The 24,206-nt window shown below is 66.6% G+C and carries 26 protein-coding genes; 24 read left to right on the forward strand and 2 right to left on the reverse strand.

Annotated features, from left to right (window positions below; all coding sequences use genetic code 11):
- Positions 1-11: 11 nt before the first annotated feature.
- Both OX89_RS07115 and OX89_RS07120 read right to left on the reverse strand, forming a co-directional pair.
- Positions 12-674 (reverse strand): TetR/AcrR family transcriptional regulator, encoded by a 663-nt coding sequence (locus OX89_RS07115; protein WP_047350084.1) that lies wholly within the window; start codon positions 672-674, stop codon positions 12-14.
- Positions 675-766: 92 nt separating this feature from the next.
- The gene (locus OX89_RS07120) at positions 767-1,240 is read right to left on the reverse strand and encodes a phasin family protein (RefSeq protein WP_047350085.1); all 474 of its coding nucleotides are present in this window, start codon (positions 1,238-1,240) and stop codon (positions 767-769) included.
- A 182-nt stretch (positions 1,241-1,422) separates the two neighbouring features.
- On the opposite strand from OX89_RS07120, the gene rfbB reads away from it, so the two are divergent.
- From rfbB to OX89_RS07240, 24 genes are all read left to right on the forward strand, one after another.
- The gene (gene rfbB, locus OX89_RS07125) at positions 1,423-2,484 is read left to right on the forward strand and encodes a dTDP-glucose 4,6-dehydratase (RefSeq protein ID WP_047350086.1); all 1,062 of its coding nucleotides are present in this window, start codon (positions 1,423-1,425) and stop codon (positions 2,482-2,484) included.
- The gene (gene rfbD / locus OX89_RS07130) at positions 2,481-3,359 is read left to right on the forward strand and encodes a dTDP-4-dehydrorhamnose reductase (RefSeq protein ID WP_047350087.1); all 879 of its coding nucleotides are present in this window, start codon (positions 2,481-2,483) and stop codon (positions 3,357-3,359) included. The genes rfbB and rfbD overlap by 4 nt, the downstream gene beginning before the upstream one ends.
- Before the next feature lie 10 nt (positions 3,360-3,369).
- Positions 3,370-4,260, forward strand: a complete 891-nt coding sequence (gene rfbA / locus OX89_RS07135) for a glucose-1-phosphate thymidylyltransferase RfbA (RefSeq protein WP_047350088.1) — start codon at positions 3,370-3,372, stop codon at positions 4,258-4,260.
- A complete protein-coding gene (gene rfbC / locus OX89_RS07140; RefSeq protein ID WP_047350089.1) occupies positions 4,260-4,805 on the forward strand; it encodes a dTDP-4-dehydrorhamnose 3,5-epimerase in 546 nt (181 codons plus the stop codon). Before rfbA ends, rfbC begins: the two co-directional genes overlap by 1 nt.
- Positions 4,802-5,977, forward strand: a complete 1,176-nt coding sequence (locus OX89_RS07145) for a DUF1972 domain-containing protein (protein WP_234305519.1) — start codon at positions 4,802-4,804, stop codon at positions 5,975-5,977. The genes rfbC and OX89_RS07145 overlap by 4 nt, the downstream gene beginning before the upstream one ends.
- Positions 5,974-6,885 (forward strand): glycosyltransferase family 2 protein, encoded by a 912-nt coding sequence (locus OX89_RS07150; RefSeq protein WP_013721359.1) that lies wholly within the window; start codon positions 5,974-5,976, stop codon positions 6,883-6,885. Before OX89_RS07145 ends, OX89_RS07150 begins: the two co-directional genes overlap by 4 nt.
- A gap of 7 nt (positions 6,886-6,892) precedes the next feature.
- Positions 6,893-8,596: a GspE/PulE family protein gene (locus OX89_RS07155; protein WP_047350090.1), complete on the forward strand. Its 1,704-nt coding sequence runs from the start codon at positions 6,893-6,895 to the stop codon at positions 8,594-8,596.
- A complete protein-coding gene (locus tag OX89_RS07160; protein WP_013721361.1) occupies positions 8,589-9,800 on the forward strand; it encodes a type II secretion system F family protein in 1,212 nt (403 codons plus the stop codon). The genes OX89_RS07155 and OX89_RS07160 overlap by 8 nt, the downstream gene beginning before the upstream one ends.
- A 26-nt stretch (positions 9,801-9,826) precedes the next feature.
- On the forward strand, positions 9,827-10,267 hold the full coding sequence (gspG, locus tag OX89_RS07165) for a type II secretion system major pseudopilin GspG (RefSeq protein WP_013517546.1): 441 nt from the start codon (positions 9,827-9,829) through the stop codon (positions 10,265-10,267).
- Positions 10,268-10,308: 41 nt separating this feature from the next.
- On the forward strand, positions 10,309-10,779 hold the full coding sequence (locus tag OX89_RS07170; protein WP_234305520.1) for a GspH/FimT family pseudopilin: 471 nt from the start codon (positions 10,309-10,311) through the stop codon (positions 10,777-10,779).
- Positions 10,776-11,177, forward strand: a complete 402-nt coding sequence (locus OX89_RS07175; RefSeq protein ID WP_047350091.1) for a prepilin-type N-terminal cleavage/methylation domain-containing protein — start codon at positions 10,776-10,778, stop codon at positions 11,175-11,177. Before OX89_RS07170 ends, OX89_RS07175 begins: the two co-directional genes overlap by 4 nt.
- Positions 11,174-11,785: a prepilin-type N-terminal cleavage/methylation domain-containing protein gene (locus tag OX89_RS07180; protein WP_013721364.1), complete on the forward strand. Its 612-nt coding sequence runs from the start codon at positions 11,174-11,176 to the stop codon at positions 11,783-11,785. The genes OX89_RS07175 and OX89_RS07180 overlap by 4 nt, the downstream gene beginning before the upstream one ends.
- Complete coding sequence (locus OX89_RS07185; protein WP_047350092.1) at positions 11,782-12,693, forward strand: general secretion pathway protein GspK; 912 nt, start codon at positions 11,782-11,784, stop codon at positions 12,691-12,693. Before OX89_RS07180 ends, OX89_RS07185 begins: the two co-directional genes overlap by 4 nt.
- On the forward strand, positions 12,690-13,703 hold the full coding sequence (locus tag OX89_RS07190; protein WP_013721366.1) for a PilN domain-containing protein: 1,014 nt from the start codon (positions 12,690-12,692) through the stop codon (positions 13,701-13,703). Before OX89_RS07185 ends, OX89_RS07190 begins: the two co-directional genes overlap by 4 nt.
- Complete coding sequence (gene gspM, locus OX89_RS07195; RefSeq protein ID WP_013517552.1) at positions 13,700-14,248, forward strand: type II secretion system protein GspM; 549 nt, start codon at positions 13,700-13,702, stop codon at positions 14,246-14,248. The genes OX89_RS07190 and gspM overlap by 4 nt, the downstream gene beginning before the upstream one ends.
- Positions 14,245-14,730 carry a hypothetical protein gene (locus OX89_RS19055; RefSeq protein WP_234305521.1) on the forward strand — a complete coding sequence of 162 codons (486 nt, stop codon included), beginning with the start codon at positions 14,245-14,247 and terminating at the stop codon, positions 14,728-14,730. Before gspM ends, OX89_RS19055 begins: the two co-directional genes overlap by 4 nt.
- 173 nt (positions 14,731-14,903) lie before the next feature.
- Positions 14,904-17,207: a type II secretion system secretin GspD gene (gene gspD, locus OX89_RS07205; RefSeq protein WP_047350093.1), complete on the forward strand. Its 2,304-nt coding sequence runs from the start codon at positions 14,904-14,906 to the stop codon at positions 17,205-17,207.
- 65 nt (positions 17,208-17,272) lie between these two features.
- Positions 17,273-17,722, forward strand: a complete 450-nt coding sequence (locus tag OX89_RS07210) for a hypothetical protein (protein ID WP_047350094.1) — start codon at positions 17,273-17,275, stop codon at positions 17,720-17,722.
- A gap of 173 nt (positions 17,723-17,895) precedes the next feature.
- Positions 17,896-18,810 (forward strand): hypothetical protein, encoded by a 915-nt coding sequence (locus OX89_RS07215; protein WP_047350095.1) that lies wholly within the window; start codon positions 17,896-17,898, stop codon positions 18,808-18,810.
- Positions 18,811-18,974: 164 nt separating this feature from the next.
- Positions 18,975-20,075: a VCBS repeat-containing protein gene (locus OX89_RS07220; protein WP_047350096.1), complete on the forward strand. Its 1,101-nt coding sequence runs from the start codon at positions 18,975-18,977 to the stop codon at positions 20,073-20,075.
- 21 nt (positions 20,076-20,096) lie between these two features.
- Positions 20,097-21,002: a peptidyl-prolyl cis-trans isomerase gene (locus tag OX89_RS07225; protein WP_234305522.1), complete on the forward strand. Its 906-nt coding sequence runs from the start codon at positions 20,097-20,099 to the stop codon at positions 21,000-21,002.
- 50 nt (positions 21,003-21,052) lie between these two features.
- Entirely contained in the window at positions 21,053-21,724 is a 672-nt protein-coding gene (locus OX89_RS07230; protein WP_047350097.1) for a methyltransferase domain-containing protein, read from the forward strand.
- 190 nt (positions 21,725-21,914) lie between these two features.
- A complete protein-coding gene (locus tag OX89_RS07235) occupies positions 21,915-22,889 on the forward strand; it encodes a glycosyltransferase family 2 protein (RefSeq protein WP_255352807.1) in 975 nt (324 codons plus the stop codon).
- Between the two features lie 146 nt (positions 22,890-23,035).
- Positions 23,036-24,199: a glycosyltransferase family 4 protein gene (locus OX89_RS07240; protein ID WP_047350099.1), complete on the forward strand. Its 1,164-nt coding sequence runs from the start codon at positions 23,036-23,038 to the stop codon at positions 24,197-24,199.
- Positions 24,200-24,206: the final 7 nt, after the last annotated feature.

The raw sequence follows: 24,206 nt of genomic DNA on the forward strand, positions 1-24,206 counted from the left end.
CAGCGCGGGTGTTAACCGGCCTGGTCGTAGGCCCCGACCAGCCGCGCCAGGTGCGCACGCTGGGTGGGCTCCAGGTAGGGCATGAGCAGCCCCAGCACATGCCGCGCGCCGTGCAGCAGCGCAGCCTGCGCGCTCTCGGGTTCCAGCGCCTGGCGCGGAGCGCGCACATACTCGAAGCTGAGCCAGTAGGTCAGCACCACCACCATGCTGGTCGCGGTAGGCTGCATGGCGTCCGCCGGTTCCATCTGCAAGGCGCCACGGCGCCGCAATGCCTGCAGGAGATCGTGCATGGCGGCGGTCTTGGCCTGTAGCAGCACGGGGAATTGCTCTTCCAGCCGGCGGTTGCACGACAGCAGGTTGTTCAGGTCGCGGTAGAAGAAGCGGTACTGCCAGATCAACTCGAACAGCGTGTGCATGAAGAACCACGCGTCCTCCACGTCCTGCACGTCCGCACCCGCGTGCAGCAGGCCGCTCAGCGCCTCGTCGTAGCGCGCGAAGAGCGCGTTGACGATCTCGTCCTTGGCAGGGTAGTGGTAATAGAGGTTGCCAGCGCTGATGTGCAGGTCCGCGGCGATGGCCGTGGTGGAGACGTTGGGCTCGCCAAAGCGGTTGAACAGCGCCAGGCTGGACTCCAGGATGCGCTCGGCGGTGCGGCGGGGAGCTTTCTTCGCCATGGGCTGTCTCCTCCCATCGGGGGCGTTGTCGTGCTCCGGAAATCTACTCCAGTCGCCCGCGGGTGCACAGCCGGGTTGATGCGGAGGGTCGTTCAACCCTCGCGGGTGGATGGGCGCGACGGCGGCGGCGCGGTTGTCACGCCATCGCGGTCGGCTTGGCGCTCCTGCAACGCTTGCAATTCCTGCGTGAGGGCGTCGATGCGCTCGTGCAGGGCCTGCACCTCCTGTGCGGTGGGTACGCCGAGGCGCTGCAGGGCTTTGGACACGCGCTCCTCGAAGATGCCCTCCAGCCGGTCCCACTGGCCGGCGGCGCGCTCGCCCAGTCCCGAGGCCATCTGCCCCATGCGCTGCGCGGCCTCGCCCCAATGCTCCTGGGCGGTGTCTTGGGTTTTGCGCTGCAGTGCCATGCCCTCGCGCACCAGGGCCTCAAAGACCTTGCCGCCCTCGGCCTGGGCCTTGGCAAAGGCGCCCAGGCCAGCCAGCCAGATTTGCTGTGCGGACTCCCGGGCCATGCGTGGGAGTTCGCGCGCGGGGTCGGTGTCGTCATCGGGAGGAACGTGGGGCATAGGAGACTCCTTGTGCATTGGCCGGAGTGGTGATTGTGGTGGGCCTCCAGCGTGCGCATGTAGGTGCAGCGCCCTAAATCGCGCCATGGGAGTTTGTTACATGCGGGTGTATGCCGATGGGATAATTCAAGGTTTTGGCCCGCAGGCACGCTGCAGGCAGAACTGCGAAGGATTTTCACCCCATGATTCTGGTAACAGGCGGCGCAGGCTTCATTGGCGCCAACTTTGTGCTCGACTGGCTGGCTGTCGGTGACGAGCCGGTGGTGAACCTGGACAAGCTTACCTACGCGGGCAACCTGCACAACCTGGACAGCCTGCAGGGCGATGCCCGCCACGTGTTCGTGCAGGGCGACATCGGTGACCGCACGCTGTTGGACCGTCTGCTGGCCGAGCACCAGCCACGCGCCGTGATCAACTTCGCCGCCGAATCCCACGTAGACCGCTCCATCCACGGCCCCGAGGACTTCATCCAGACCAACGTCGTCGGCACCTTCAGGCTTTTGGAGGCCGTAAGGCACTACTGGCAAGCGCTGCCAGCTACACAAAAAGAAGCATTCCGCTTCCTGCACGTGAGCACCGACGAGGTCTATGGCAGTCTGGCGCCGGCTGCTGCGGCCTTCACCGAAGAGCACAACTACGAGCCCAACAGCCCGTACTCCGCCAGCAAGGCGGCCAGTGACCACCTGGTGCGCGCCTGGCACCACACCTACGGCCTGCCGGTACTCACCACCAACTGCAGCAACAACTACGGCCCGCTGCACTTTCCGGAAAAGCTCATCCCGCTGATGATCGTCAACGCCCTGGCAGGCAAGAGCCTGCCCGTGTATGGCGACGGCATGCAGATCCGGGACTGGCTGTACGTCAAGGACCACTGCAGCGCCATCCGGCGCGTGCTGCAGGCGGGCCGGCTGGGCGAGACCTACAACGTAGGCGGCTGGAACGAAAAGCCCAACATCGAGATCGTCAAGACCGTCTGCGCGCTGCTCGACGAACTGCGCCCGCGCGCCGACGGCCAGAGCTACGCCACGCAGATCACCTACGTGCAGGACCGCCCCGGCCACGACCGACGCTACGCCATCGACGCGCGCAAGATCGAACGCGAACTCGCCTGGCGCCCGGCCGAGACCTTCGAGACCGGCATCCGCAAGACCGTGCAGTGGTACCTGGACAACCCGCAGTGGGTGCAGCAGGTGCAGAGCGGCGCCTACCGCGACTGGGTCGCCAAGCAATACGCATCCGCATGAACATCCTGCTACTTGGCAAGAACGGCCAGGTCGGCTGGGAACTGCAGCGCAGCCTGGCCGTGCTGGGCCAGGTCACGGCCCTGGGTCATGACGAAGCCGACTTCACCCAGCCCCAGGCCGTGGCGCAGGCCGTGCGTGCCCTGTGCCCCGACGTCATCGTCAACGCCGCCGCCCACACCGCCGTGGACAAGGCCGAGAGCGAGCCCGAGCGCGCCCGCCTGCTCAACGCCACCACCCCCGGCGTGCTCGCCGAAGAGGCCGCCAGGCTGGGCGCCTGGCTCGTCCACTACAGCACCGACTACGTCTTCGACGGCAGCGGCAGCCGCCCCTGGCGCGAAACCGATGCCCCCGCGCCCCTGTCCGTCTACGGCGCCACCAAGCTGGAGGGCGAACGCCTGATCCAGCAATCGGGCTGCCGCCACCTGATATTGCGCACCAGCTGGGTCTACGCCGCGCGCGGCGGCAACTTCGCCAAGACCATGCTGCGCCTCGCGCAGGAGCGCGAACGCCTGACGGTGATCGACGACCAGTGGGGCGCCCCCACCGGGGCCGACCTGCTGGCCGACGTGACGGCCCACGCCATCCGCCACCTGCAGCAGCGCCCGCAGGACGGCGGCCTGTACCACTGCGTGGCCGGCGGGGAAACCACCTGGCATTCCTATGCAAAATACGTTGTAGAGCATGCCAGGCAAGCGCAATCAGCTATTAATATAATAGCAAAAGAGATTGCGCCCGTGCCCACCAGCGCCTTCCCCACGCCGGCCAGGCGCCCGCACAACTCGCGCCTGGACAACGCCAGGCTGCAGGCCGCCTTCGGCCTCCGGCTCCCGCCCTGGGAGCAGGGCGTGGCGCGCATGCTCACTGAAATTCTCTGATCGCACCGCAATGACAGCACCCACACGCAAGGGCATCATCCTCGCCGGCGGCTCCGGCACCCGGCTGCACCCGGCCACGCTGGCGATCAGCAAGCAGCTGCTGCCGGTGTACGACAAGCCCATGGTCTACTACCCGCTCAGCACCCTGATGCTCGCGGGCATCCGCGACATCCTCGTCATCAGCACGCCGCAGGACACTCCGCGCTTCGAGCAATTGCTGGGCGACGGCGGCCAGTGGGGCGTGAACCTGCAGTACGCCGTGCAGCCCAGCCCCGATGGGCTTGCGCAGGCCTTCCTGATCGGCGAGCAGTTCCTGGCGGGCAGCCCCAGCGCCCTGGTGCTGGGCGACAACATTTTCTACGGGCACGACCTCCAGCCCCTGCTGCAGACCGCCAACGCCCGGGCCAGCGGCGCCACCGTGTTCGCCTACCACGTCCAGGATCCGGAGCGCTACGGCGTGGTTGCCTTCGACGCGGCGGGAAAGGCCACCAGCATCGAGGAAAAGCCCCAGGCGCCGCAATCCAACTACGCGGTCACGGGCCTGTACTTCTACGACGGCAAGGTGGTCGACATCGCCAAGGCCGTCAAGCCCAGCGCCCGTGGCGAGCTGGAGATCACCAGCGTCAACCAGGCCTACCTGGAGCAGGGCAGGCTCACCGTGCAGACCATGGGCCGCGGCTACGCCTGGCTCGACACCGGCACGCACGAGAGCCTGCTCGACGCCAGCCAGTTCATCGCCACGCTGGAAAACCGCCAGGGCCTGAAAGTGGCCTGCCCGGAAGAGATCGCCTGGCGCAGCGGCTGGATCGATGCCGTCCAACTGGAAAAACTCGCCCAGCCCCTGGCCAAGAACCGCTACGGCCAGTACTTGTTGCAACTGCTCCGCCACAAGGTGTTTTGATGAAAGCCACCCCTTTGGCCATTCCTGACGTGGTGCTGATCGAACCCAAGGTGTTCGGTGACGCGCGCGGCTTCTTCTTCGAGAGCTTCAACCAGAAGGCCTTCGACGAGGCCACCGGCACCAATTTCCAGTTCGTGCAGGACAACCACAGCCGCTCCGGCCGCGGCGTGCTGCGCGGCCTGCACTACCAGGTGCAGCAGCCCCAGGGCAAGCTCGTGCGCGTGGTGCGCGGCGCGGTGTGGGACGTGGCGGTGGACATCCGCAGAAACTCCCCCACCTTCGGACGCTGGGTGGGCGCGGAACTTTCCGAGGACAACCAGCGCCAGCTGTGGGTGCCGCCGGGCTTTGCGCACGGCTTCGTGGTGCTCAGCGAGTCGGCGGATTTCCTCTACAAGACCACCGACTATTACGCGCCGCAGCATGAGCGTTGCATCGCGTGGAACGATGCGCAGCTGGCCATCGCGTGGCCCTATGCGGGCGAGCCGGTGCTGTCCGCCAAGGATCAGGCGGGCAAGCCTCTGGCCGAGGCAGAGCTTTGCATGTGAGCGCGGCACCGGCGTCCGGCGGGCAGGCGGGCAGGGCGCTGAGGGTCGCCCTGCTCGGCACGCGCGGCATTCCCGCGGGCTATGGCGGCTTCGAGACCTTTGCGCAGCAGCTGGCCGTGCGCCTGGTGCGGCGCGGGCATCAGGTCACCGTGTATGCCGAGGCCGATCGGCAGGGCTTGCCCGACACCTGGTACGAAGGGGTGCGCATCAGGCACGTGCAGCGTCCGCGCTGGGGGGCGGCATCGGTCATCGGCTACGACTGCCGCTGCCTGCGCGATGCGCGCCAGGGCTACGACCTGCTGTACATGCTGGGCTATGGCGCGGCCTGGGCCTGCTGGTGGAACCGCAGAATCCTGGGGCAGAAGGTCTGGCTCAACGTCGATGGCCTGGAGTGGGCCCGCAGCAAATGGGGACACCTGGCACGGGTCTACCTGCGTGCCATGGAGTGGGTGTCGTCGCGTGCTCCCACGCGGGTGCTGGCGGATGCGCAGGCCATCGCCGACCGGTATGCCCGCCTCTATCCGCGGGGCGTTCCTTGCAGCTTCATCGCCTACGGCGCCGAGCTGCCCGCCGTTTCCTCCCGGGCAGCGCACGATCTGTCCCGCTGGAACCTGCGGACCGGGGAGTATGTCCTGGTCGTGGCGCGGCCCGAGCCCGAGAACCATGTGCTCGAAATCGTCGAAGGCCATGCCCGCTGGGGGGGGGACTGGCCGCTGGTGGTCGTCGGCGATGTCCGTCCCGTGACCCCGTACCAGAAGCGGTTGCTGGCGCTGGCCGGCGACAAGGTGCGCTTCATCGGCGGGGTGTACGACGCGGGTCTGTTGACGGGCTTGCGCATGGGGGCAGGCTGCCATGTGCACGGGCATTCGGTCGGGGGCACGAACCCCTCGCTGCTCGAGGCGCTTGCCTGCGGCAACGTGGTCGTTGCGCATGACAACCCCTTCAACCGCGAGGTGGCGCGAGATGCCGCGCATTATTTCCAGACGAGCCAGCAGCTGGCCGAGGCCCTGGAGCGGGTGCGTGCGCTAACTGCGTCCGCGCGGCAGGCCGTGGCCGCGCGCGCGCGCGGCATCGTGGCGCAGCACTACACCTGGGACTCGATCGCCGCGCAGTATGAGAATCTCATGCACGCCGAATGCGCGGGCATCGCCGCGGGAGCCTTGCATCGATGAGTGCGGCATCCTGCGTCCATGCCGTGGTGGTGTCCTACCGCAGCGATCCCCAGCGCCTGGCCCGGCAGTTTGACCGGCTGCTGGAGCAGGTGAGCGCCATCGTGTGGGTGGACAACGCGTCCGGGGACGGCCTTCGTGCGCTGGCGAGCCGCTGGCCTGCCGAGCGCCTGCATGCCATCTGGCTCGGCGACAACCAGGGCATTGGCGCGGCGCAGAACCGGGGCATGGAGCGTGCGCTGGCGCTCGGCGCCTCGCATGTGCTGTTGATGGATGACGACAGCCTGCCCGCGCCCGACATGGTGCCCCGCCTGCTGGCAGCGCTGGCCGCGCACCCCCAGGCCGCGGCCGTGGGGGCGTGCCACGTCGATCCGCGCCGCGAGACCGGGCGCACGCCCTTCAGCGTGGTGGCCGGGGGGCGGCTGCGCTGGCTGGAGTGTTCCGACGCCCGGCAGGTATGGGAAGTGGACCATGTGATCGCGTCCGGCTGCCTGATCCCCGCGCCCGTGCTGCAGGCGGTCGGCGGGATGCGGGAAGACTTCTTCATCGACTGGGTGGATACCGAATGGTGCCTGCGCGCCCGGGACAGGGGCTACCGGATCTATGGCGTGTGCGCGGCGCTGCTGGAACACACCCTGGGCGACAGGGTGGTGCGGGTGCTGGGGCGGGAAATCCCTTGGCATGCGCCGTGGCGGCATTACTATCAGGCCCGCAATTTCGTGCTCATGCTCCGCTCGCGCCAGATGGGCCATGTGTCCAAATCGCATATGACGTTCCGCCAGCTGAAGCGTTTCATCGTGTTCTCCACCTTGGTACCCGGACGCTGGCAATATTTCAAGATGTGGCTGCGCGGGCTTCTGCACGGCTGCCAGGGGCGCTCCGGGCCGGTGGTGCCTCCAGGGAGCAGGTGAATCTCCGATGAACAATGACGACATGAACGCACAGGAACCGCGCCAGAAGCTGGGAGAAATCCTGCTGGCCGGACAAAAGCTCTCGCGCAACGACCTCGAGCGCGCGCTGGAGGTGCAGCGCTCCATGGGCGGCCGCCTGGGCCGCCTGCTGCTCAGCCTCGGGCTGGTGTCCGAGGGCGACGTCTGCGCCGCGCTCGCGTACCAGGCGGGCCTGCCCCTGGTGCGCCAGGAAGCCTTCCCGCAGGACCGGCCCGAGCTGGGGCAGCTCAACACCAGCTTTCTGCTGTCCAACCACGTGCTTCCCCTGGGGCCGGTGGACGGCCAGGCGCCGCTGCCGGATTTCGTCGCGGCCGACCCGCAGGACCCGGCGATGCAGGCCGCGCTGCGCCTGGTGTTCGGCCAGGTGCCGGGGCTGGCCTTCGGGCTCGAATCGGAGATCGCGGCGCGGCTGCAGCAGTGGTTCGTGCAGGATGAGCTGCCACCCGAAGAGCAGGAGGGCCAGACCTATGGCGCCTCCGAATTCATCGAGCACCTGCGCGACATGGCCTCCGAGGCCCCCATCATCCAGCGCGTCAACCAGATCCTCGCGCAGGCCGTGAGCGCCAAGGCGTCGGACATCCACATCGAGACCTACGAGGAAAAGTCGGTGGTGCGCATCCGTGTGGACGGCGAGATCTTTCCCATCGACGACATCGACAACAAGGACGCGCCGGCCATCGTCTCGCGCATCAAGATCCTGTCGCAGCTCGACATCGCCGAGCGGCGCATGCCCCAGGACGGACGCACCAAGATCCGCGTGCATGGCAAGGAAATGGACGTGCGCGTCTCCACCGTGCCCACGGCGTTCGGCGAATCGGTGGTGATGCGCCTGCTCGAGAAGAACTTCGACTTGCTGTCGCTGCAAAGCCTGCACTTCACGCCGCCCACGCTGGCCGCCATGCGCCAGCTGCTGGCCGTGCCGCACGGCATCCTGCTCGTGACCGGGCCCACGGGTTCGGGCAAATCCACTACGCTGTACGCGTCGATGCAGGAGCTGGAGGGCCAGAACCTCAAGATCCTCACCGTCGAAGACCCCGTGGAATACCGCCTGCCCTGGCTCAACCAGGTGCAGGTGCAGCCCCAGATCGGCCTGACCTTCGCCCAGGTGCTGCGCGCCTTCCTGCGTCAGGACCCCGACGTCATCATGATCGGCGAGATGCGCGACGGCGAGACTGCCGAAATCGCCGTGCAGGCCGCGCTCACCGGCCACCTGGTGCTGTCCACGCTGCACACCAACAGCGCCATGGGGGCCATCGTGCGCCTGATCAACATGGGGGTTGAGCCCTACCTCATCACCGCCTCGGTCGTCGGCGTGCTGGCCCAGCGCCTGGTGCGCCAGCTCTGCGGCGACTGCAAACAGCCGCTGTCCGCCGAGCAGGCACGCGTCGCCGCGGCGTCGCTGGGCGTCGCGCCCACGGGCGAGGCCACCCTGTACAAGCCCGTGGGCTGCGCCAACTGCCGCAACACCGGCTACCGGGGGCGCGTCGCCATCCACGAGCTGCTGCGGCTCACCGACGAGGTCAAGCAGCAGGTGCTCGAACGCGGTACGGCCGTGCATGGCGCGCAGGGCGCCTACGTTGGCGGGAACTTGCTGCAGGACGGCGCAACCAAGGTTTTTTCAGGCCTGACCACGGCCGAAGAAGTGCTGCGCGTCGCACGTCAACATGATTGAATTCCACTACGCCGGAACCCTCGCCGATGGCAAACCCTGCCAGGGCTCGATTCGCGCCAGCGATGCGCAAGCGGCGCGCCTGCGCCTGCTCGGCCAGGGCATCACGCCCGTGCGCTTGCAGGGCGGCGAGGCGGCCGCCTCGCCCGGGGGCGCGGGTGAACGGCCGGCCGTGCGGCTCAAGCGCAGCGACGTGCTGCTGTTCACCCGTGAAATGGCACACCTCAAGCAGGCCAACATGCCGCTGGACAAGGCCCTGGCCATGCTGCGCGAAACCGCAGGCAACGAACGCATCAAGGCCTTTCTCGCAAGCGTGCAGGAAGAGGTGCGCGGCGGCAAGTCCCTGTACCAGTCCCTGCAGCCGTTCGAGCGCGACCTGGGGCGCCAGTACCTGGTGCTCATCCGCGCGGGAGAGGCCTCGGGCTCGCTGCACACCATCCTGCAGGAGCTGACAACCCAGCTCGAGGCCGACGACAAGCTGCGCAACTACATCATCTCTTCCATGACCTACCCGGCCATCCTGCTGGTCGTGGCGGTGTTGTCCGTGATACTGCTGCTGGCCTTCGTGGTGCCGCAGTTCCGACAGATCTTCGACTCCATGGGCGACGCGCTGCCATACTCCACCCAGCTCGTGCTGCAGGCCAGCGACTTCGTGCGCGGCCACTGGATGGCGCTGCTGCTGGGCCTGGCCGTCACGGTCCTGCTGCTCTCGCGCTGGGCTGACACGGCGACGGGGCGCAGGCGGATCGACGCCGCCGTGCTCTCCCTCCCGCTCATGGGCAAGGTGCTGCGCAACCTGCAGTTCGCGCTGTACTTTCGCACCTTCGGCGTGCTGCTGCAGCGCGGCGTACCCCTGGTGGACGCACTGCGCATCGCCATCGACACCCTCACCAACCAGGCGCTGCGCCAGGACATGGAGCCGCTGGTGGCGGTGGTCAAGACCGGCCAGCGCCTGTCCTCGGGCCTGGATTCGCCGCATTTCGCGGGCACCAGCACGCCGCAGCTCATCCGCGTGGCGGAAGAAACCGGCCAACTGGGCAGCACGGTGCTGAGCCTGGCTGCGCGCTATGAAGACGAGGGCCGGCGCACCATGGGCCGCGTGCTTGCCACCATGGAGCCCCTCATCATCATCGTCCTGGGCGCTCTGGTCGCCTTCATCATCGTCGCCATCCTGGGCGGCGTACTGTCGATCAACGACACCATCTGAAAACCATCCCTCGAAGGAAGCATCCCATGCATTTCGCAACCACCCTCCGCACCCCGCTGCAGGCGCGCCGCGCACGCGGCTTCACCCTGATCGAGCTGCTCGTCGTCCTGGTCATCCTCACGCTGCTCGCCGGCCTCGTGGGCCCCAGGGTGCTCGACCAGCTCGGCGGCGCCAAAGCCAAGACGGCGCGCGTGCAGATCGGCGAGATGGAGCAGGCCGTCGACCTGTTCAAGCTCGACGTGGGCCGCTACCCCAACGACGCCGAAGGCCTGCGCGCCCTGGTCGAGCGCCCCGCCACGGTGCAAGGCTGGAACGGCCCCTACCTCAAGAAAGGCCTGCCCGTCGATCCCTGGGGCGCAGCCTACCAGTACAAATTCCCCGGCCGCCACGGCGGCCCCGACATCTTCTCCCTCGGTGCCGACGGCAAGCCCGGCGGCGAGAGCGATAACGCCGACATCTACAACTGACGCGCGGCCGCTGATCGTTGGGTGAGCGCATGCGCCTTCGAATGCCCCGGCCATGGGGCAGGCACCGGGGCTTCACGCTGCTGGAGTTGCTGGTCGTGCTGGTGCTCGCCGGCATCGCGGTGGCGGTGGTCGGCGGCAGCGCACAGGCCTACATGGAGCGCGCACGCTACCACCAGACCGTGCGCGACCTGGCTAGCCAACTCGGCCGCGCGCGTGCGCTGTGCGTGCAGCAGGGGCGCCAGATCGTCGTGTCCTACGCGCCGCAGAACCGTCAGCTGAGCATCGACGGTCAGTCCGTGCTCGATATTCCCGCATCGCTCTCCGTGCGCTGGGAGGGTCTGGCGCAGGCTCCGCAGCAGCAGAATGCGGCTGGCCAGCCGGTGTTCGTGTTCAACGCCGAGGGCGGTGCCCGGGGCGGGCAGATCCAGGTGTCGCGTGGCGCGCAGGGCGTGTTGTTCAGCGTCAACTGGTTGCTGGGCACCGTGCAGCAGACGGTGGTGGCGGCGCCATGAACACCAGGCGCGCGCGCGGCTTGCGCGGTTTCAGTCTGCTGGAGGCACTGGTGGCAATGGCCATTGCGTCGATCGCCTTTGCCGTGCTCTACCGCACGGTCGGGCAGAGCTCGCTCAACGCCACCACGGTCGAGTCGCGCGCCGAGGCCGCCCTGGTGGCGCGTTCGGTGCTTGCCTCCGCCACCTTTGCCGAAGACCTGGTGCAGCACCCCGAGGGGCAGTCGGGTCCATGGCAATGGTCGGTGCAGGTGCAACCGGAACAGGTGGCCGTGCATGCGCCGGGCGCGCGCCAGGCTCCGCCGCCGTTGCAGGCTGCGCGCGTGGAGCTCACCATCGCGCGCGACGGCCGCACCGTGCTGGCCTGGACCAGCTGGAAACCCTACCGCGCCGCGCCATGACCCGCCCTACGCCCTCACGCCAGCGCGGCTTCACCCTGCTGGAACTCCTGATCGCCCTGGCCGTGACCACCGCCGTGGTCGGCCTGGTGTTCGCGGGCTTTGGCGTCATTGGCCGCAGCCAGGAAAGCAGCCAGCAGCTCGTTGACCGCAGCGAACGCATGCTCCAGGTGGGCCAATGGCTGGGCCGCAAGTTCGACACCCTGCGACTGCTCAGCCATGGCCAGGATGGGCGATTCGTACTCTTCTTCAGCGGCAGCGCCGCTGGGGCCCTGTGGGTCTCGCCTCTGCCCGAACGCGGCGACGCCGGCGGCCTGTACGTGCTGCGCGCCTCGCCGCTGCGCCACGACGACGGGCGGGTGGACCTGGCCATCGAGGCGCTGCCCTATGACGGCGCCCTGATGGCGCTGGACTGGGCACGCGCCGAGCGCGAAATACTGCTGCCCGACGTGCGCACCCTGCAGTGGTACTACCAGGATGGCGCCACGGGACAGTGGCTCCAGCAATGGGACGCTGGCCGCGCCGGCTACCCTGTGCGCATCCGCCTGGCCCTGGGAGATGCCCGGGGCGACTGGCCCGAGCTGGTCTTTGCCTTGGCGAGGGCGCAATGAAGAGGTACGCAAGCGCCCAGCGTGGTGCAGCCCTGGTATTGGTGCTATGGCTCGTGGCCGCGCTCTCGCTGACCGTGCTCGCTGGAGCCCGCGGCATACGCCAGCAGACCCAGCGCGCCGCCTTCGACCTGGAGCGCCTGCGCATCGAACCCGTGCTCGACGCGGCGCGTCAGCTTGCCGTGCAAAGCCTGCTGAAGGAAGGCGGCCGGGCGCGCGGCTACCGCGCCTGGCAACTGCAGCTGGGGCCCTACGGCGTGGAGCTGGAGATCATTCCCTCGGGCGGGCTGGTGGACGTCAACGTCGCCAGCGACGCCCTGCTGCTGGCCCTGCTGCAAAAGGTCGGCGGCCTCACGCCCGGCGAGGCTGCCATCATGGCCTCGCGCATCCGGGACTACATCGACCCCGACGACCAGCCCGGCGGCATCGGCGGCGCCGAGGCGCCCCAGTACCGTGCCGCCGGCTGGCCCGTGCTGCCGCGCAACGGCCCCGTGGACGACCTCTCCGAACTGCGCATGGTGCTCGGAATGAGCCCGGAGCTGTATGAGATAATTTCGCCCTATTTGGGTATCAATGGGCAGCAACGCATCGAGATCGATGCCGCGCCTCCCGCGCTGATCGACGCGCTCACGGACCAGCCTGGTCTGGGGGCGCAGATCCAGTCATCCCCCCCCGAAATGCGCGCCGGCGCCCTCCTGTCCGGTGCGGCGGCGCAGATCTTCGCCACGGCGCGCGCGGGCGGTGGCACCGTCAAGGTGCGCGCCATGGTGCAGACCGATCAGGGGCACTGGTGGCAGCGCGAGGCATGGGTGGACCTGAGCACACGCCCCGACTCGTTGACGCCTTGGACCACGCTCTCGCTCGAGCCCACGCGCCGTATGAACCCGCCACCACAGGAAATCCATCCATGACCGCCAGGGAGCAGTTCAACCGCCGTCTGGAGGCGGTGTTCGACCGGCTCGCCTGGGGCTTCGGCGACGCCCGGCGCATGCTGGTCGAGCGCGGCCTGTGGCCAGCGGCTGCGCCCGTGCTCGCCGCACCCGATGGCGCGCGCTTTTGCGTCGCCGCTACCCGGCTGCGCCCGGCCGGCGGCAAGCGCAGACCCCAGGGCCTGCTCGTGCCCGAGGGCGACAGCCTGTGGGGCAGCCTGCAACTGCCCGACATGCCTCGGCGCCAGCTTGGCCCGGCCGTGCAGGAGGCACTGTGGCGCGTCAGTCCGCTGCCGCCCGACCAGATTTGGTGCGCCTGGCGCGCCACGCCCCAGGCTCAGGGTGGCTGGAGCGTCGAATGGGGTGCCTGCCGCCGCGACCAGCAGGGTGCGGCCCTGTCGCATCTCGGGCTACCCGCGGATGCCTCGCTTTACCTGGCCCGCGCCGGCCATGCCCTGCCCGTGCACGGCGCTGGATGGCCGGCGCAGCAAAGGCGCCAGCGCTGGTTCGATGCCCTGGCCCTGCTCGGGGTGTTGCTCCTGGCTGCTGCGCTGGCTGTGCCTGCGCTCATGCCCCTGGCGCTCAAGCGCCAGGCCGTTGTGCGTGCCGTGGAGCATGTGAACGAGCTGGAGCCCAAGGCCGCCCCGCTGCGTCCGCAGCTCGACGAACTGCGCCAGCAGGCCAGCGTGGCCGAGAGCCTGCGTCAGGCCGCGGCCAGCGCCGACCTGCCCCTGGCCAGCGTCATCGAGGCGTTGTCCGAGGCGCTGCCCGACGACAGCTGGCTCGAGCGCGTCGAAATCAGCGGCAACGACATCCGCATCACCGGGGTCGCGGGCAACGCCGGCGACCTGGCCGCGCGCCTGGGCCGCCACGGCGGCTTTGTCGAGGTGCGCGCCTCTGCCGCCAGCGTGCGCGACAACGCGCTGGGCAAGGAGCGCTTCACTTTCGAGATGCGCTGGCGCCCACCCCAAGCCGAAGGAGGCAAGCCATGAACGTCTGGACACGCCGGGCCCTGGTCACCGCACTGCTGTGCGTGCTGGCCCTGCTGGCCGGCGCGGGGCTGGCTTACAACGCGCTCTGGAGCCGTTATGACAGCGGCTTGTCGCTACTCGAATCGCGCAGCGAGCGCATCGACGGCCTAGTCGGCGCCGGCCCCGATATCGCCTCGCGCCTCGAATCCGCACGCCAGACCGTCGCGCCCTGGCTGCACCCGGCCGGCGAGAACGCCGCCAATGACGCGCAGCAGCGCCTGCGCGAACTCATCAACGCCTCGGGCAACACCCTGGTGTCGTCCCAGGTGGCGCTGGAGCCCGGTGCCGAAGGTCGACTCGCCAGCGTGCGCCTTACGGCCACCCTGACCGGCGACTGGCCCCGGCTCGTACGCTTCATGCAGGACTTGCAGGCGCGCACGCCGCCGTTCTGGGTGCGCTCCGCTAGCCTCGCGCGCGAAGGCGCCAACACTTCGGGGGCGGCGCAGACTGCACGCCTCACTCTGCAGCTGGCGGCGCCCCTGGCACCGGAAAAGGGGCAGCCATGATCCGTCCCTGGCACTTCACCCCCCTGTTGGCCGGTGCCGCGCTGGCTGCCGGCGCCTACTGGTGGCTCGCCGAAAAGGACCTCTGGCAGCCTCCGCCGGCGCGCACGCCTGAACTGCCCCAACTCGCGCCACTGCAGCAGCCCGTGCGCTCCACGGTCCGAGAGGCCCTGGCTCGGCCACCGCTGTGGGCCTCGCGCCGCCCGGTCGAGGCCGACGGCAAGAAAGGCGGCATGGAACAGGAAATCAACCAGTCGCGCCTGACGGCCGTATTCGAATCGGGCAGGCAGCGCATTGCGCTGCTGCAGCGCCCTGACGGCAGCCCCCTCAAGCTTACGTCCGACACCAAGCCCTGGCGCCTTGAATCCTTCGACGGCCGCAAGGCCCTCTTCGTGAGCGAAGACGGCGCCCAGCGCGTCGAGCGGCCCCTGGAGGCCGGCAGCGGCGCCCCCAAGCGCGCACGCACCGCCGCGGGCAGGCCCTGAACGAGACACAGCACACACGGAGTCCATCCCCTATGAACATTCGGCCATCCCTCCTCGTACTGGCCCTGCTCGCCACAGGCTGCGCCAGCACGAATGGCACGCCAGGCGCGGCCCGAGCTCCAGCGGACGTGAAACCCGTTCAGCATCCGCTCGAGCGAGCCAAGGAGCAGACTATGGTCTCGCAAGGCCAGGGCGACCAGGCGGACAACGCGGACCAAACAGGCAAGCCCGAGCCCGCATCGCAGGCCAAGGCCGCCAGCACCGGTACCAAGCTCTATCCCGGCAACGACCAACTGTTCAAGCGCGACCTGGCGCCGCCCAAGGACCCCGTGCTCGCGCGTGGCGACCGCGTCAGCCTCAATTTCGAGAATGTCTCCGTCGCGGGTCTGGCCCAGGCCCTGCTGGGTGACTTGCTGAAGCTCAACTACACCGTGGACGCCGGCGGCGACACCGTCGTGAGCCTGCGCACCAGCCAACCCTTGCTGCGCAGCCAAGTGCTAGACGTGCTCGACACCGTGCTGCTGCCGCACGACCTGGCCATCGTGCGCGACAACGTCGGCGTCTACCACGTCACCAAGCGTGCCGTCACCGTGGGCGCACGCCCCGTCGTGGGGGCCTCCAAGTTCAAGGATCTGGCAGGCAGCGGCACCGTCATCGTGCCGCTCAATCACATCGCCGCCGCCGAAATGGCCAAGATCCTGGCCCCGCTGGCGCCGCGCGAGGCCATCGTCTACGTCGACAGCCTGCGCAACCTGCTGGTGCTGCAGGGCAGCAAGGCGCAGCTGGCCGGCTGGCTCGAAATGGTCGAAGCCTTCGACGTGGACTTCCTCGCCGGCATGTCGCTGGGCGTGTTCGTGCTCGAGAACGCCAACGTCAACGTCGTGCGCGACGCCCTGCAGGCCATGCTCGGCGCGGGTGGTGACAAGGCCGCCGACCCCTATGGCGGCAGCGCCGGCGCGGCCTCTGCGCCGGCCTCCGGTGCCGCTGGCGCTACTACTGGGGGGGGCTCCCCTGGCGCGGGTGCACAGGCTGCGGCCGCCGGTAGCCCGGCATCGGGCGCCGGCCCCTTGAACGGGCTCATCCGCGTGTTCCCAGTCGAGCGTCTGAACGCCCTGGTCGTGGTCACGCCGCGCAGCCACCTGCTGCCTCAGGTCGAGAGCTGGATCCGCCGCCTCGACCGCCCCACCGACACGCTCGAACCTCACTTGTTCGTCTATCCCGTGCAAAACGGCTCCGCCGTGCACCTGGCCGAAATGCTCAACGGCCTGTTCGGGGGCGGGGGCGCCGCTGCCGCCCGGCCCGGCGTAGCAGCGGGCAGTGCGCCCGCGCAATTCGCCGCCGCGACATCCGCGCAGGGCACACAGCCGAGCATGGCCACGTCCATGACGTCCACGGCCAGCACCGGCATGGCCCAGACGGGCGGCCTCACGGGCTCGGGCCTCGGCGCCAGCCAGGGCACCTTGGCGCGACCCGGGGGCGCCGCGGCCACGGGGCCGCAGTTGTCCACGGTGTCGCAGCTCGAAGGCAATGTGCGCGTGGTCGCCGACGACAAGCGCAACGCCCTGCTCATCCGTGCGCCGCGTGCCGAATACCGCCGCATCGAACAGGCCCTGCGCGAACTCGACAAGGCACCCACCCAGGTGCTCATCGAGGCCAGCATCGTCGAGGTCAGCCTCACCGGCAACCTCAAGTACGGCGTCGAATGGTTCATACAGAACAGCCTGAGCGGCGACCGCACTGGCCAGGCCCTGCTCAACATGAACAACTCGGGCAGCATCGGCCCGCAGCAGCCGGGCTTCTCCTACACCATTCTCAACAAGGCTGGCGCAGTGCGTGCCACGCTCAATGCGCTGGCTGCCAACTCGCAGCTGCGCGTGCTCTCCAATCCTTCAGTGCTGGTGCTTGACAACCACAGTGCCACCATCCTCGTGGGCAAGCAGCAGCCCATCAAGCAATCCACCACCGTCACCACGGGCAACCTGGTCACCGAGTCCATCGTCTACAAGGACACGGGCGTCATGCTCAGCGTCACGCCCTCGGTCAACGCCGGCGGCTTGGTCACGCTGGACATCAACCAGCAGGTCACCGACGTGGGCGACGTGGACGCGGCCACCGGTCAGCGCAGCTTCCTCACGCGCCAGATCCAGAGCCGCGTGGCCGTGCGCTCGGGCGACCCCATCGTGCTTGGCGGCGTCATGAGCGAAAACCAGTCCACTGGCAACAGCGGCGTGCCCGGCCTGCGCGACGTACCGGTGCTCGGCGCTCTGTTCTCCACCGACACCACGACCAGCGCCCGCACCGAGCTGCTGGTCGTGCTCACCCCGCGCGCGCTGGAGGACGACGATGCCCTGCGCGCCGCCAGCGCCGAAATGCGCGACCGCATGCGCACCCTGTCGCTGCAGGGCCTGCTGGTGCCGGCCGATACGGCCAACAAGCCCGCAGGCACCGCGCCCCTGAAGCCCGAGCAGCCGCAGTAGGCCAACCCTTGCGCCCTGGGCCGCACGCGGCCCGGGCCTACCCAATCCACTAGTCAGGAGAAGCCATGAAACCCTTGCACACCCACCGCCGCCGCCTGTTGCAGGCCCTGGTGCTGCCCGCCGCCGTCATGCTCACGCTGGCCGGCTGCGCCAGCACACCCTCACCCCAGGCCGACCGCGAGGCTTTGCTGCAGCGCGCGCGCGAATACTGGGAGCTGTCGCGCAAGAACGACACCCTCAATGCCTGGAAGTACGAGGCTGCATCCAAGGACCAGAGCATGACGCTGGAGGGCTACGTCAAGCGCGGCGGCATCGTCTACGACAGTGTCGAAGTGCTGGGCGTGCGCAGCCTGCAGGGCGATGAAGCTCGGGTCGACGTGCGCATGCGCTACGGTGTGCCTCTGCTGCGCCTGAAGAAGATGGAAGCCGATGCGCAGGACCAATGGCGCCGCATCGACGGCATCTGGTACCACGTACTGCCGCGCAGCAGCGTCTTTCCGGGCGAGAAGCGGTAATGATGGGTTGTTGTTTTTTAACATCTGCATACACTGATGTTGTTTTATGTGCAGATTTTGTTGAAAACGCGAAATCCTGCAGTTAAGATCCCCCACAACCCAAACGAAGTGGCGGATGGGTTGCATACCCCAGTTGTCGGGGAGGCTTCCTTCAATTTTTAAGGACTGTAAACATGAAGAAATTTGCAATGGTAGCTGTTGCTGCAGCAGCAATGACTGTGGGTGTGGCTCACGCTTACACCGCTGGCACGTTCAGCAATGGCGTCGTGGTTCCCAACGTGATCCATAACGGCCTGGCCGACACCACCGCCGTGGGTCTCGTGAACCAGAGCGGCGCCACCAAGGCCGTGTTCTGGACCTTCTTCGATCAGGACTCCAAGCACGTGACCGATGGCTGCTTCACCATGACCGACAAGGACTATCAGCCCTTCGTCTGGGCCAATGAATCCGGTCTGGGTCTGGAAGGTCAGCGCGGCTACCTGGTGTTCTCCGTGGGCGGCGCCACCTGTGCCAACTCTACTCCCGGCACTGGCGCGATCGCTGCCCATGCCTTCCAGGTGACGACAGCCAGCAAGGACGTGGCCTACATTCCTGTGATCGACGGTACCCTGACGTTCGCTTCTGGCGCTGACCTGAAGACTCTTGGCGCAGATTCTCTGACGAAAGTGGCTGGTGCTGCTCCCGTGGGCAATCTGCTGAACATGCGCTATTACCTGCAGGATGGCGCCAAGACCAACATCGTGGTCTGGTCCACCGGCAACCAGAAGGGTAGACATACCGTCGACATCTTTGACGACAAGCAGAACCGCAAGTCGGTGAACTTCGATCTGGCGGGGGAAGAGCTGGATTGGTTTGATCCCTCGACCATCGCTGGCCGCCCCGCTAACTTCGTTGACGGCTTTATCGAGTGGAATACTGCTAACGCCGCCACCACGGCTGGCGCCGCCACCACGGCTGGCCTGGCTGGCAGCGTGTTCTCGTACAGCGTGATCGACGCCCCTGCCTTTGGCGCCGTGCAAACGGTGTTGGGCTTCCACAAGGCTCCGCCGGCTCCGGTCTGTGCCGGTGAACACTTTGGACGCTGCTGACATGTGTTGGGCTTCCACAAGGCTCCGCCGGCTCCGGTGGTTCGTCATTAATTTTTTCTGCCACAGGCAGCTTGGGTTGTCTGTGGCCTGAAAAATCAGACCTGTCTTTCCCGGATAGGTCACCATATAGCGCCGCAAGGCGCTATAGTTTTTTGGAGTGTGTCATGAAGCAATTGCGTGTGTGGCCGGGCCGCCTCGCAGGTGTGGCCGCCGTCCTGCTGGCGTTGGGCTGCCAAATGGCTCCTGTCGTTCCTGCACCCGAGGTGGCGCGGGTCGCGCCCAAGGGGGTGGCTCCGCAGACGATTCACCTAGACCTGCCCGATGCGTGGGGGGGGCAGGTGCTCTGCGTCGCGTCGGACTGCCTGCTGGGGGCCGTGGAGCACGAGAACAACAAGCTGTCGCTGCTGCGCCTCAAGGGCCGTACAGCTACGCTGCTGGACCGGCAGTCCGTGGCCTATCACCCGGATTCTGCGGCCTGGCTGTCGCCGCAGCTGCTGGTGGCTGCGGTCGAGAACAGTCTGAGCCTGGACATCTTCCGAGTCAGCGATGGGCGCTTGGCACGGCTGGCACAGGTCAAGGTTGGCTTTGAGCCGCGCGATGTGATCCCACTGCCGGCGCCGCCCGGCCAGTACCGCATGTTGGCCACCCCCTACGGTGGCCGGGAGGTTGCCTGGGTGGACTGGAGCGAACAGCAGCCACAGGCCGCTCAGGTGCGCAAGACCACTTGGTGCCAGACGCCTTGGCATCCCACCCGCGTCTCGCAACTGCCCCAGTCCGCGCAGGGTGGCGTTGCCGTTGCCTGTTTGGACGACAAGAAGGTCGTGGCAGTCTCTGAAGCTGATTTGTACGATGCCCCCAAGGTGTTGGCCAGCTTTACCGTCATACCGCGCCAGGTGCGACCGTCGCCCTCGGGCCTGTGGCTGTACGTGGCGCTGGAGACCGGCGGGCGCAATGCGCGTATCCAGATGCAAACAGGGGAACTGCAATGGATTGCCGGCGATCCTAGGGGGTCGAGCGCCGTTGCGCTCCTGGCCGACGACCTCGTCATCTGGGGCGATGACCAGCGCCTGACGTTGCAGCGTCTCGATGAAACGGGAGGCGTGCTGCAAACGCGGGAGCTGCGCACCAGCGGCTATTCCACCAGCCTGCAGTTGCAGGACATCGACGGCGATGGACATCAGGATATCCTGGTGCTCAATTCTGCGGGCAAGCGCGCAGACGTCATTTATGGCCCTCTCTGGGAACAGGCTCAGCCTCGTCCGTGACCGGACCATCGGACCGAACAGATGGAAGAATTTGAAGATATGGCCATGACATCGATTCGCAGCATCATTCCCGGCATCGTGCTTCTGGCGGGGGCCATGATGCTCAACGCGGCTTTTGCGCAGGAGGCCAAAAACCCCGTCCTGGCCCGTTTGGGCAATGGAGAGACCATCACGGAGAAGGATCTGACCCAGTATGTGGGCCGCCGCATCGATCTCAAGGCGGTGGCGCGCAATGCCTCGGGTGTCACGACGGTAGTGCAGGAGATGGCCCTGGCCCGTGCGCTTGCCTTGGAAGGGCAAAGCTTGGGTGTGCCGCCACGCAGCGAGAAGGGCGATACGCGTTTCGACGATATTTATGCCCATACGATATTCAGCAAAATCAGCCCTGCCTGTGAAACGCCCAAGGACGAGGCTGCGGCGCGCGATTTCTACGACAAGAATCCGAAGGCATTCACGCTTCCAACCGCCATTCGGTTGAGCCGCGTCATACTGCCCGTTGCGGAAAAGGTGGATGGTGAGCCTGCCGGCACATGGTTGATGAACCAGGTTCAAGCCATTGGCGCAGGGCGCCAGAAATTCGAGGACGCGGCCCGGAGGGCAGAGCAGGCCTACAAGCTCGATGCGCAGGGGGATCTGGGCTGGGTGATGCTGAATGAAGAGAATTTGATCCTGCGCGCCCTGGGTGATGCGAACCAGGGCGACATCGTGGGCCCGGTCAAGGACGGCGATTTCGTCTATCTTTTCCAGGTTACCGAAAAGCGGCCCAGCCAGGTCGTGCCCTGGACCGAGGTGTCCGCCGTCGCGGCCAAGCGCGCGGTGAGCTACTGCCGAGAGCAGGCGCGCATCGATGTGCAGCAGCGCATGTTCCAGAAATACGGTGTGCAACTGGATGAAAATGCCGTACGCAGTCTTTTCGAGGCCAAGTGATATTGGTTTATTGAAGATATTGATTTCCTGAGATTTCAAGAGGGCGACGCATGCATCCCAGTGCCATGAACAACGGTAAGTTGTTCTTCGATATTTACGCCGCGAAACTGGCGCAGGGCGTGGTGGTCGATATTGGTGCGCAGGATGTGAACGGTTCGCTGCGCAGCGTGTGCCCGCCGCATTTGAAGTTCATTGGCGTGGATTTCGTTCAGGGCAGGGGGGTCGACGTGGTGCTCGACGACCCTTATCGCCTGCCTTTCGAGGATGCCTCGGTCGATGTCGTTGTCAGCAGTTCGTGCTTCGAGCATTCCGAACTGTTCTGGGTGCTGTTTCTCGAAATCATGCGCGTGCTCAAGTCGCCGGGGCTTTTTTATCTCAATGCGCCGTCCAATGGAACGTTTCACCGTTATCCCGTTGATTGCTGGCGCTTCTATCCCGATAGCGGCAGAGCGCTGGTGACCTGGGCGCAACGCAACGGGGTCGATACCTGCGTGCTTGAGTCTTATGTCAGTCGGCAGGACGCTGCGGTGTGGAGCGATTTTGTGGCCGTGTTCCTCAAGGGGAGCGAGCATGCAGGGCTGTTTCCTGCGCGCATCACGCAGGTTTTCAAGGATTTCTATAACGGTCAGGTGTTGGGGGATTCCAAGTTTATGAATCCGCAGGAATATCCCGAAGACTTGCAAAGGCTGTATGCCGCAGAGCAGCAGGCTTCGCAAACCTGACCGTGTAGCGCCTGTTGCTCACGAATGCATTGGTCGGCTGCTTGGGGGTGGGCATGGGCCTGCGGCAGAGGCAAGGTTGTTGCGTCCGATGGAACGCACTAGAATTCAAAGTTGTCTTAATTTTGCGGCTCTCTCGGCGCGGCTCTGGTGTTGACGTGCGCGAAAAACGCGTCGCGCGTCTTACTCCATGATGGTTCCTAGAGCATCCGTACTCATCCCTGTCAAGAACGGCGGCGCCCTGTTGGGCGAGGTGCTCGACGCCGTGCTTGCGCAGAGTACGCCTTGGCCGTTCGAGGTCGTCGTCGTGGATTCGGGCTCTAGGGATGGCTCGGTCGAATGCGCGCGCCAGCGCGGTGTGCGGGTGGAGCTCATCCCCGCCGCCGAGTTTGGTCATGGACGAACTCGCAATTACCTTGCCAGCCTGTCGCGCGGTGATTTTCTGGTCTTCATCACGCAGGACGCCCGGCCGGCCGATGCGCACTGGTTGCGCCACTTGGTCGAAGGCTGCGACAGCGCACCCGACGTGGCGGGCGCGTTCGGTCCGCACCGCGCGCACCCCGGTGCGCGCCATGTCACCGAGCGCGAACTGGCCGAGCATTTCGCGGGTTTCGGCAGCGTACTGTCGCGGGTGCAGTTGGAAGATCGCGAGCGCTTCGACCGCGAGGTGGGCTATCGCCAGTGGCTGCATTTCTTCTCGAACAACAACTCCTGCCTGCGACGTTCGGTGTGGGAGAAACTGCCGTTTCCAGATGTGATGTTTGCCGAGGACCAGACTTGGATGCTGTCGGCCATCAAGGCCGGTTATGCCAAGGCGTTCGTGCCCGAGGCGGCGGTCTATCATTCCCACGATTTCGGGGTGTGGGAGACGCTGCAGCGCAATTTCGACGAGGCAAGCTCATTCCAGCGTGATTTCGGCTACGACATGCAGCGAAGCTTGGCGCGCACATTGGCCAGCGCTGTCTTGCTGGCGCGGCGCGATGCGCGTTGGCTGCGTCAGGCGGGTGTGCGCGGCTGGTCCTGGCTGAAACACTCTGCTTACATGGCTGGCATAGAGTTGGCTCGAACCTTGGGGCAGTTCCTGGGCACGCGGCACCAGAGTCTGCCGGCTTGGCTATTGCGCGTTATCTCGCGCGACCAAGCGCTGCAGCGCGGCCGCGCCGCTTAGGTGCCTGCAGCGTGTTCGTGACGAGTTCGGCCGGACGCCTTTCTAAAACATCACGTATTTGGGGATTTATGCTGGGATCGATCGGACTGCGTATGCGCCAAGTGTGGGATTTGACGCGACGCCATGGGGTTCGTCGTGCCGCGTCCATGGTCAGGCAACGGCTCAAGCACGGGCCTGGCGGACCGTTGAAGAGCCGCAATGTCTTCACGCATTACGACTTCGTGCGCGTCGACAGGGTGCAGTTGGCTCCGCAGCCGGCGCGCGCCAATACCTTGCTTTGGTTCATTCCGGATTTCAATATCGGCTCGGGCGGACACCAGACCATTTTTCGCACCATCTGGCATCTGGAGCGCATGGGCTGGGAGTCGAGCATCGTGATCGTGAGCCCCACGGTTCATGCGACGGCCGAGTCGGCGCGCCACGATATCTGCGAGCATTTCTTTCCCCTGCAGGCCCGGGTTTTCATCGGTTTTGATGGGTTGCCCAATAGCGAGTTCGTCATTGCCACTGGCTGGCAGACGGCCTATCCAGTGCGTGCGGTCGCAGGGCCTGTCAAGAAGCTGTACTTCGTGCAGGATTTCGAGCCGAGTTTCTACCCGACCGGGACCGAGTCGGTGCTGGCGGACAACACCTACCATTTCGGCTTCTTCGGCATTACCGCCGGGGGCTGGCTGGCACGCAAGCTGCGGGCCGAATACGGCATGCTGACGCACCCCATCAGCTTCGGCGTGGATCACGACCTGTACCGCCAGCGCCCGCGGCGCGAGCAGCACATCAAGCGTGTATTTTTCTATGCGCGCCCGCCAACGCCGCGGCGCGCCTTCGAGTTCGGCCTGCTGGTGCTGGAGGCCGTCTCGCGCAGATTGCCGGATACCCAGTTCATACTGGCCGGCTGGGATGTGAGCGACTACCACATTCCATTTCCTCATCTGGCGGCGGGAGTCATCTCGCCCGAGGAGTTGGCCGACGTGTTCAGCCAGTGCGATGCGGCGCTGGTGCTGTCGCTGACCAACCTGTCGTTGATGCCGCTGGAGGTGATGGCCGCCGGCTGCGCCGTGGTCTCCAATCGTGGTGACTGCGTAGAGTGGCTGCTCAATGACGATGTGGCGCTGCTGACCGATCCTACGCTGGAGGCCCTGTCGGATGCGCTGTGCCATTTGCTGCAGGACGATGCTGCGCGCCAGGCCCTGTGCCGGCGAGCCCAGGAGTTTGCGCGCCACCAGCACTGGAAGGCGTCGGCAGAAGCCTTCGAGCAGGGGCTCCTGGAGGCGCGCAAGCTGCTGTCTGTGGTGGCTGAAGAAGCGGTGTGATGATGCA

It is taken from the genome of Diaphorobacter sp. J5-51 (assembly GCF_001023515.1).
Taxonomy (GTDB): Bacteria; Pseudomonadota; Gammaproteobacteria; order Burkholderiales; family Burkholderiaceae_C; genus Diaphorobacter; species Diaphorobacter nitroreducens.

Bases quoted from the DNA above. Each gene is read 5' to 3' on its own strand.
- OX89_RS07115 (WP_047350084.1), bottom strand. From the start codon at position 674: ATGGCGAAGAAAGCTCCCCGCCGCACCGCCGAGCGCATCCTGGAGTCC.
- OX89_RS07120 (WP_047350085.1), bottom strand. From the start codon at position 1,240: ATGCCCCACGTTCCTCCCGATGACGACACCGACCCCGCGCGCGAACTC.
- rfbB (WP_047350086.1), top strand. From the start codon at position 1,423: ATGATTCTGGTAACAGGCGGCGCAGGCTTCATTGGCGCCAACTTTGTG.
- rfbD (WP_047350087.1), top strand. From the start codon at position 2,481: ATGAACATCCTGCTACTTGGCAAGAACGGCCAGGTCGGCTGGGAACTG.
- rfbA (WP_047350088.1), top strand. From the start codon at position 3,370: ATGACAGCACCCACACGCAAGGGCATCATCCTCGCCGGCGGCTCCGGC.
- rfbC (WP_047350089.1), top strand. From the start codon at position 4,260: ATGAAAGCCACCCCTTTGGCCATTCCTGACGTGGTGCTGATCGAACCC.
- OX89_RS07150 (WP_013721359.1), top strand. From the start codon at position 5,974: ATGAGTGCGGCATCCTGCGTCCATGCCGTGGTGGTGTCCTACCGCAGC.
- OX89_RS07155 (WP_047350090.1), top strand. From the start codon at position 6,893: ATGAACAATGACGACATGAACGCACAGGAACCGCGCCAGAAGCTGGGA.
- OX89_RS07160 (WP_013721361.1), top strand. From the start codon at position 8,589: ATGATTGAATTCCACTACGCCGGAACCCTCGCCGATGGCAAACCCTGC.
- gspG (WP_013517546.1), top strand. From the start codon at position 9,827: ATGCATTTCGCAACCACCCTCCGCACCCCGCTGCAGGCGCGCCGCGCA.
- OX89_RS07170 (WP_234305520.1), top strand. From the start codon at position 10,309: ATGCCCCGGCCATGGGGCAGGCACCGGGGCTTCACGCTGCTGGAGTTG.
- OX89_RS07175 (WP_047350091.1), top strand. From the start codon at position 10,776: ATGAACACCAGGCGCGCGCGCGGCTTGCGCGGTTTCAGTCTGCTGGAG.
- OX89_RS07180 (WP_013721364.1), top strand. From the start codon at position 11,174: ATGACCCGCCCTACGCCCTCACGCCAGCGCGGCTTCACCCTGCTGGAA.
- OX89_RS07185 (WP_047350092.1), top strand. From the start codon at position 11,782: ATGAAGAGGTACGCAAGCGCCCAGCGTGGTGCAGCCCTGGTATTGGTG.
- OX89_RS07190 (WP_013721366.1), top strand. From the start codon at position 12,690: ATGACCGCCAGGGAGCAGTTCAACCGCCGTCTGGAGGCGGTGTTCGAC.
- gspM (WP_013517552.1), top strand. From the start codon at position 13,700: ATGAACGTCTGGACACGCCGGGCCCTGGTCACCGCACTGCTGTGCGTG.
- OX89_RS19055 (WP_234305521.1), top strand. From the start codon at position 14,245: ATGATCCGTCCCTGGCACTTCACCCCCCTGTTGGCCGGTGCCGCGCTG.
- gspD (WP_047350093.1), top strand. From the start codon at position 14,904: ATGGTCTCGCAAGGCCAGGGCGACCAGGCGGACAACGCGGACCAAACA.
- OX89_RS07210 (WP_047350094.1), top strand. From the start codon at position 17,273: ATGAAACCCTTGCACACCCACCGCCGCCGCCTGTTGCAGGCCCTGGTG.
- OX89_RS07215 (WP_047350095.1), top strand. From the start codon at position 17,896: ATGAAGAAATTTGCAATGGTAGCTGTTGCTGCAGCAGCAATGACTGTG.
- OX89_RS07220 (WP_047350096.1), top strand. From the start codon at position 18,975: ATGAAGCAATTGCGTGTGTGGCCGGGCCGCCTCGCAGGTGTGGCCGCC.
- OX89_RS07225 (WP_234305522.1), top strand. From the start codon at position 20,097: ATGGAAGAATTTGAAGATATGGCCATGACATCGATTCGCAGCATCATT.
- OX89_RS07230 (WP_047350097.1), top strand. From the start codon at position 21,053: ATGCATCCCAGTGCCATGAACAACGGTAAGTTGTTCTTCGATATTTAC.
- OX89_RS07235 (WP_255352807.1), top strand. From the start codon at position 21,915: ATGGTTCCTAGAGCATCCGTACTCATCCCTGTCAAGAACGGCGGCGCC.
- OX89_RS07240 (WP_047350099.1), top strand. From the start codon at position 23,036: ATGGTCAGGCAACGGCTCAAGCACGGGCCTGGCGGACCGTTGAAGAGC.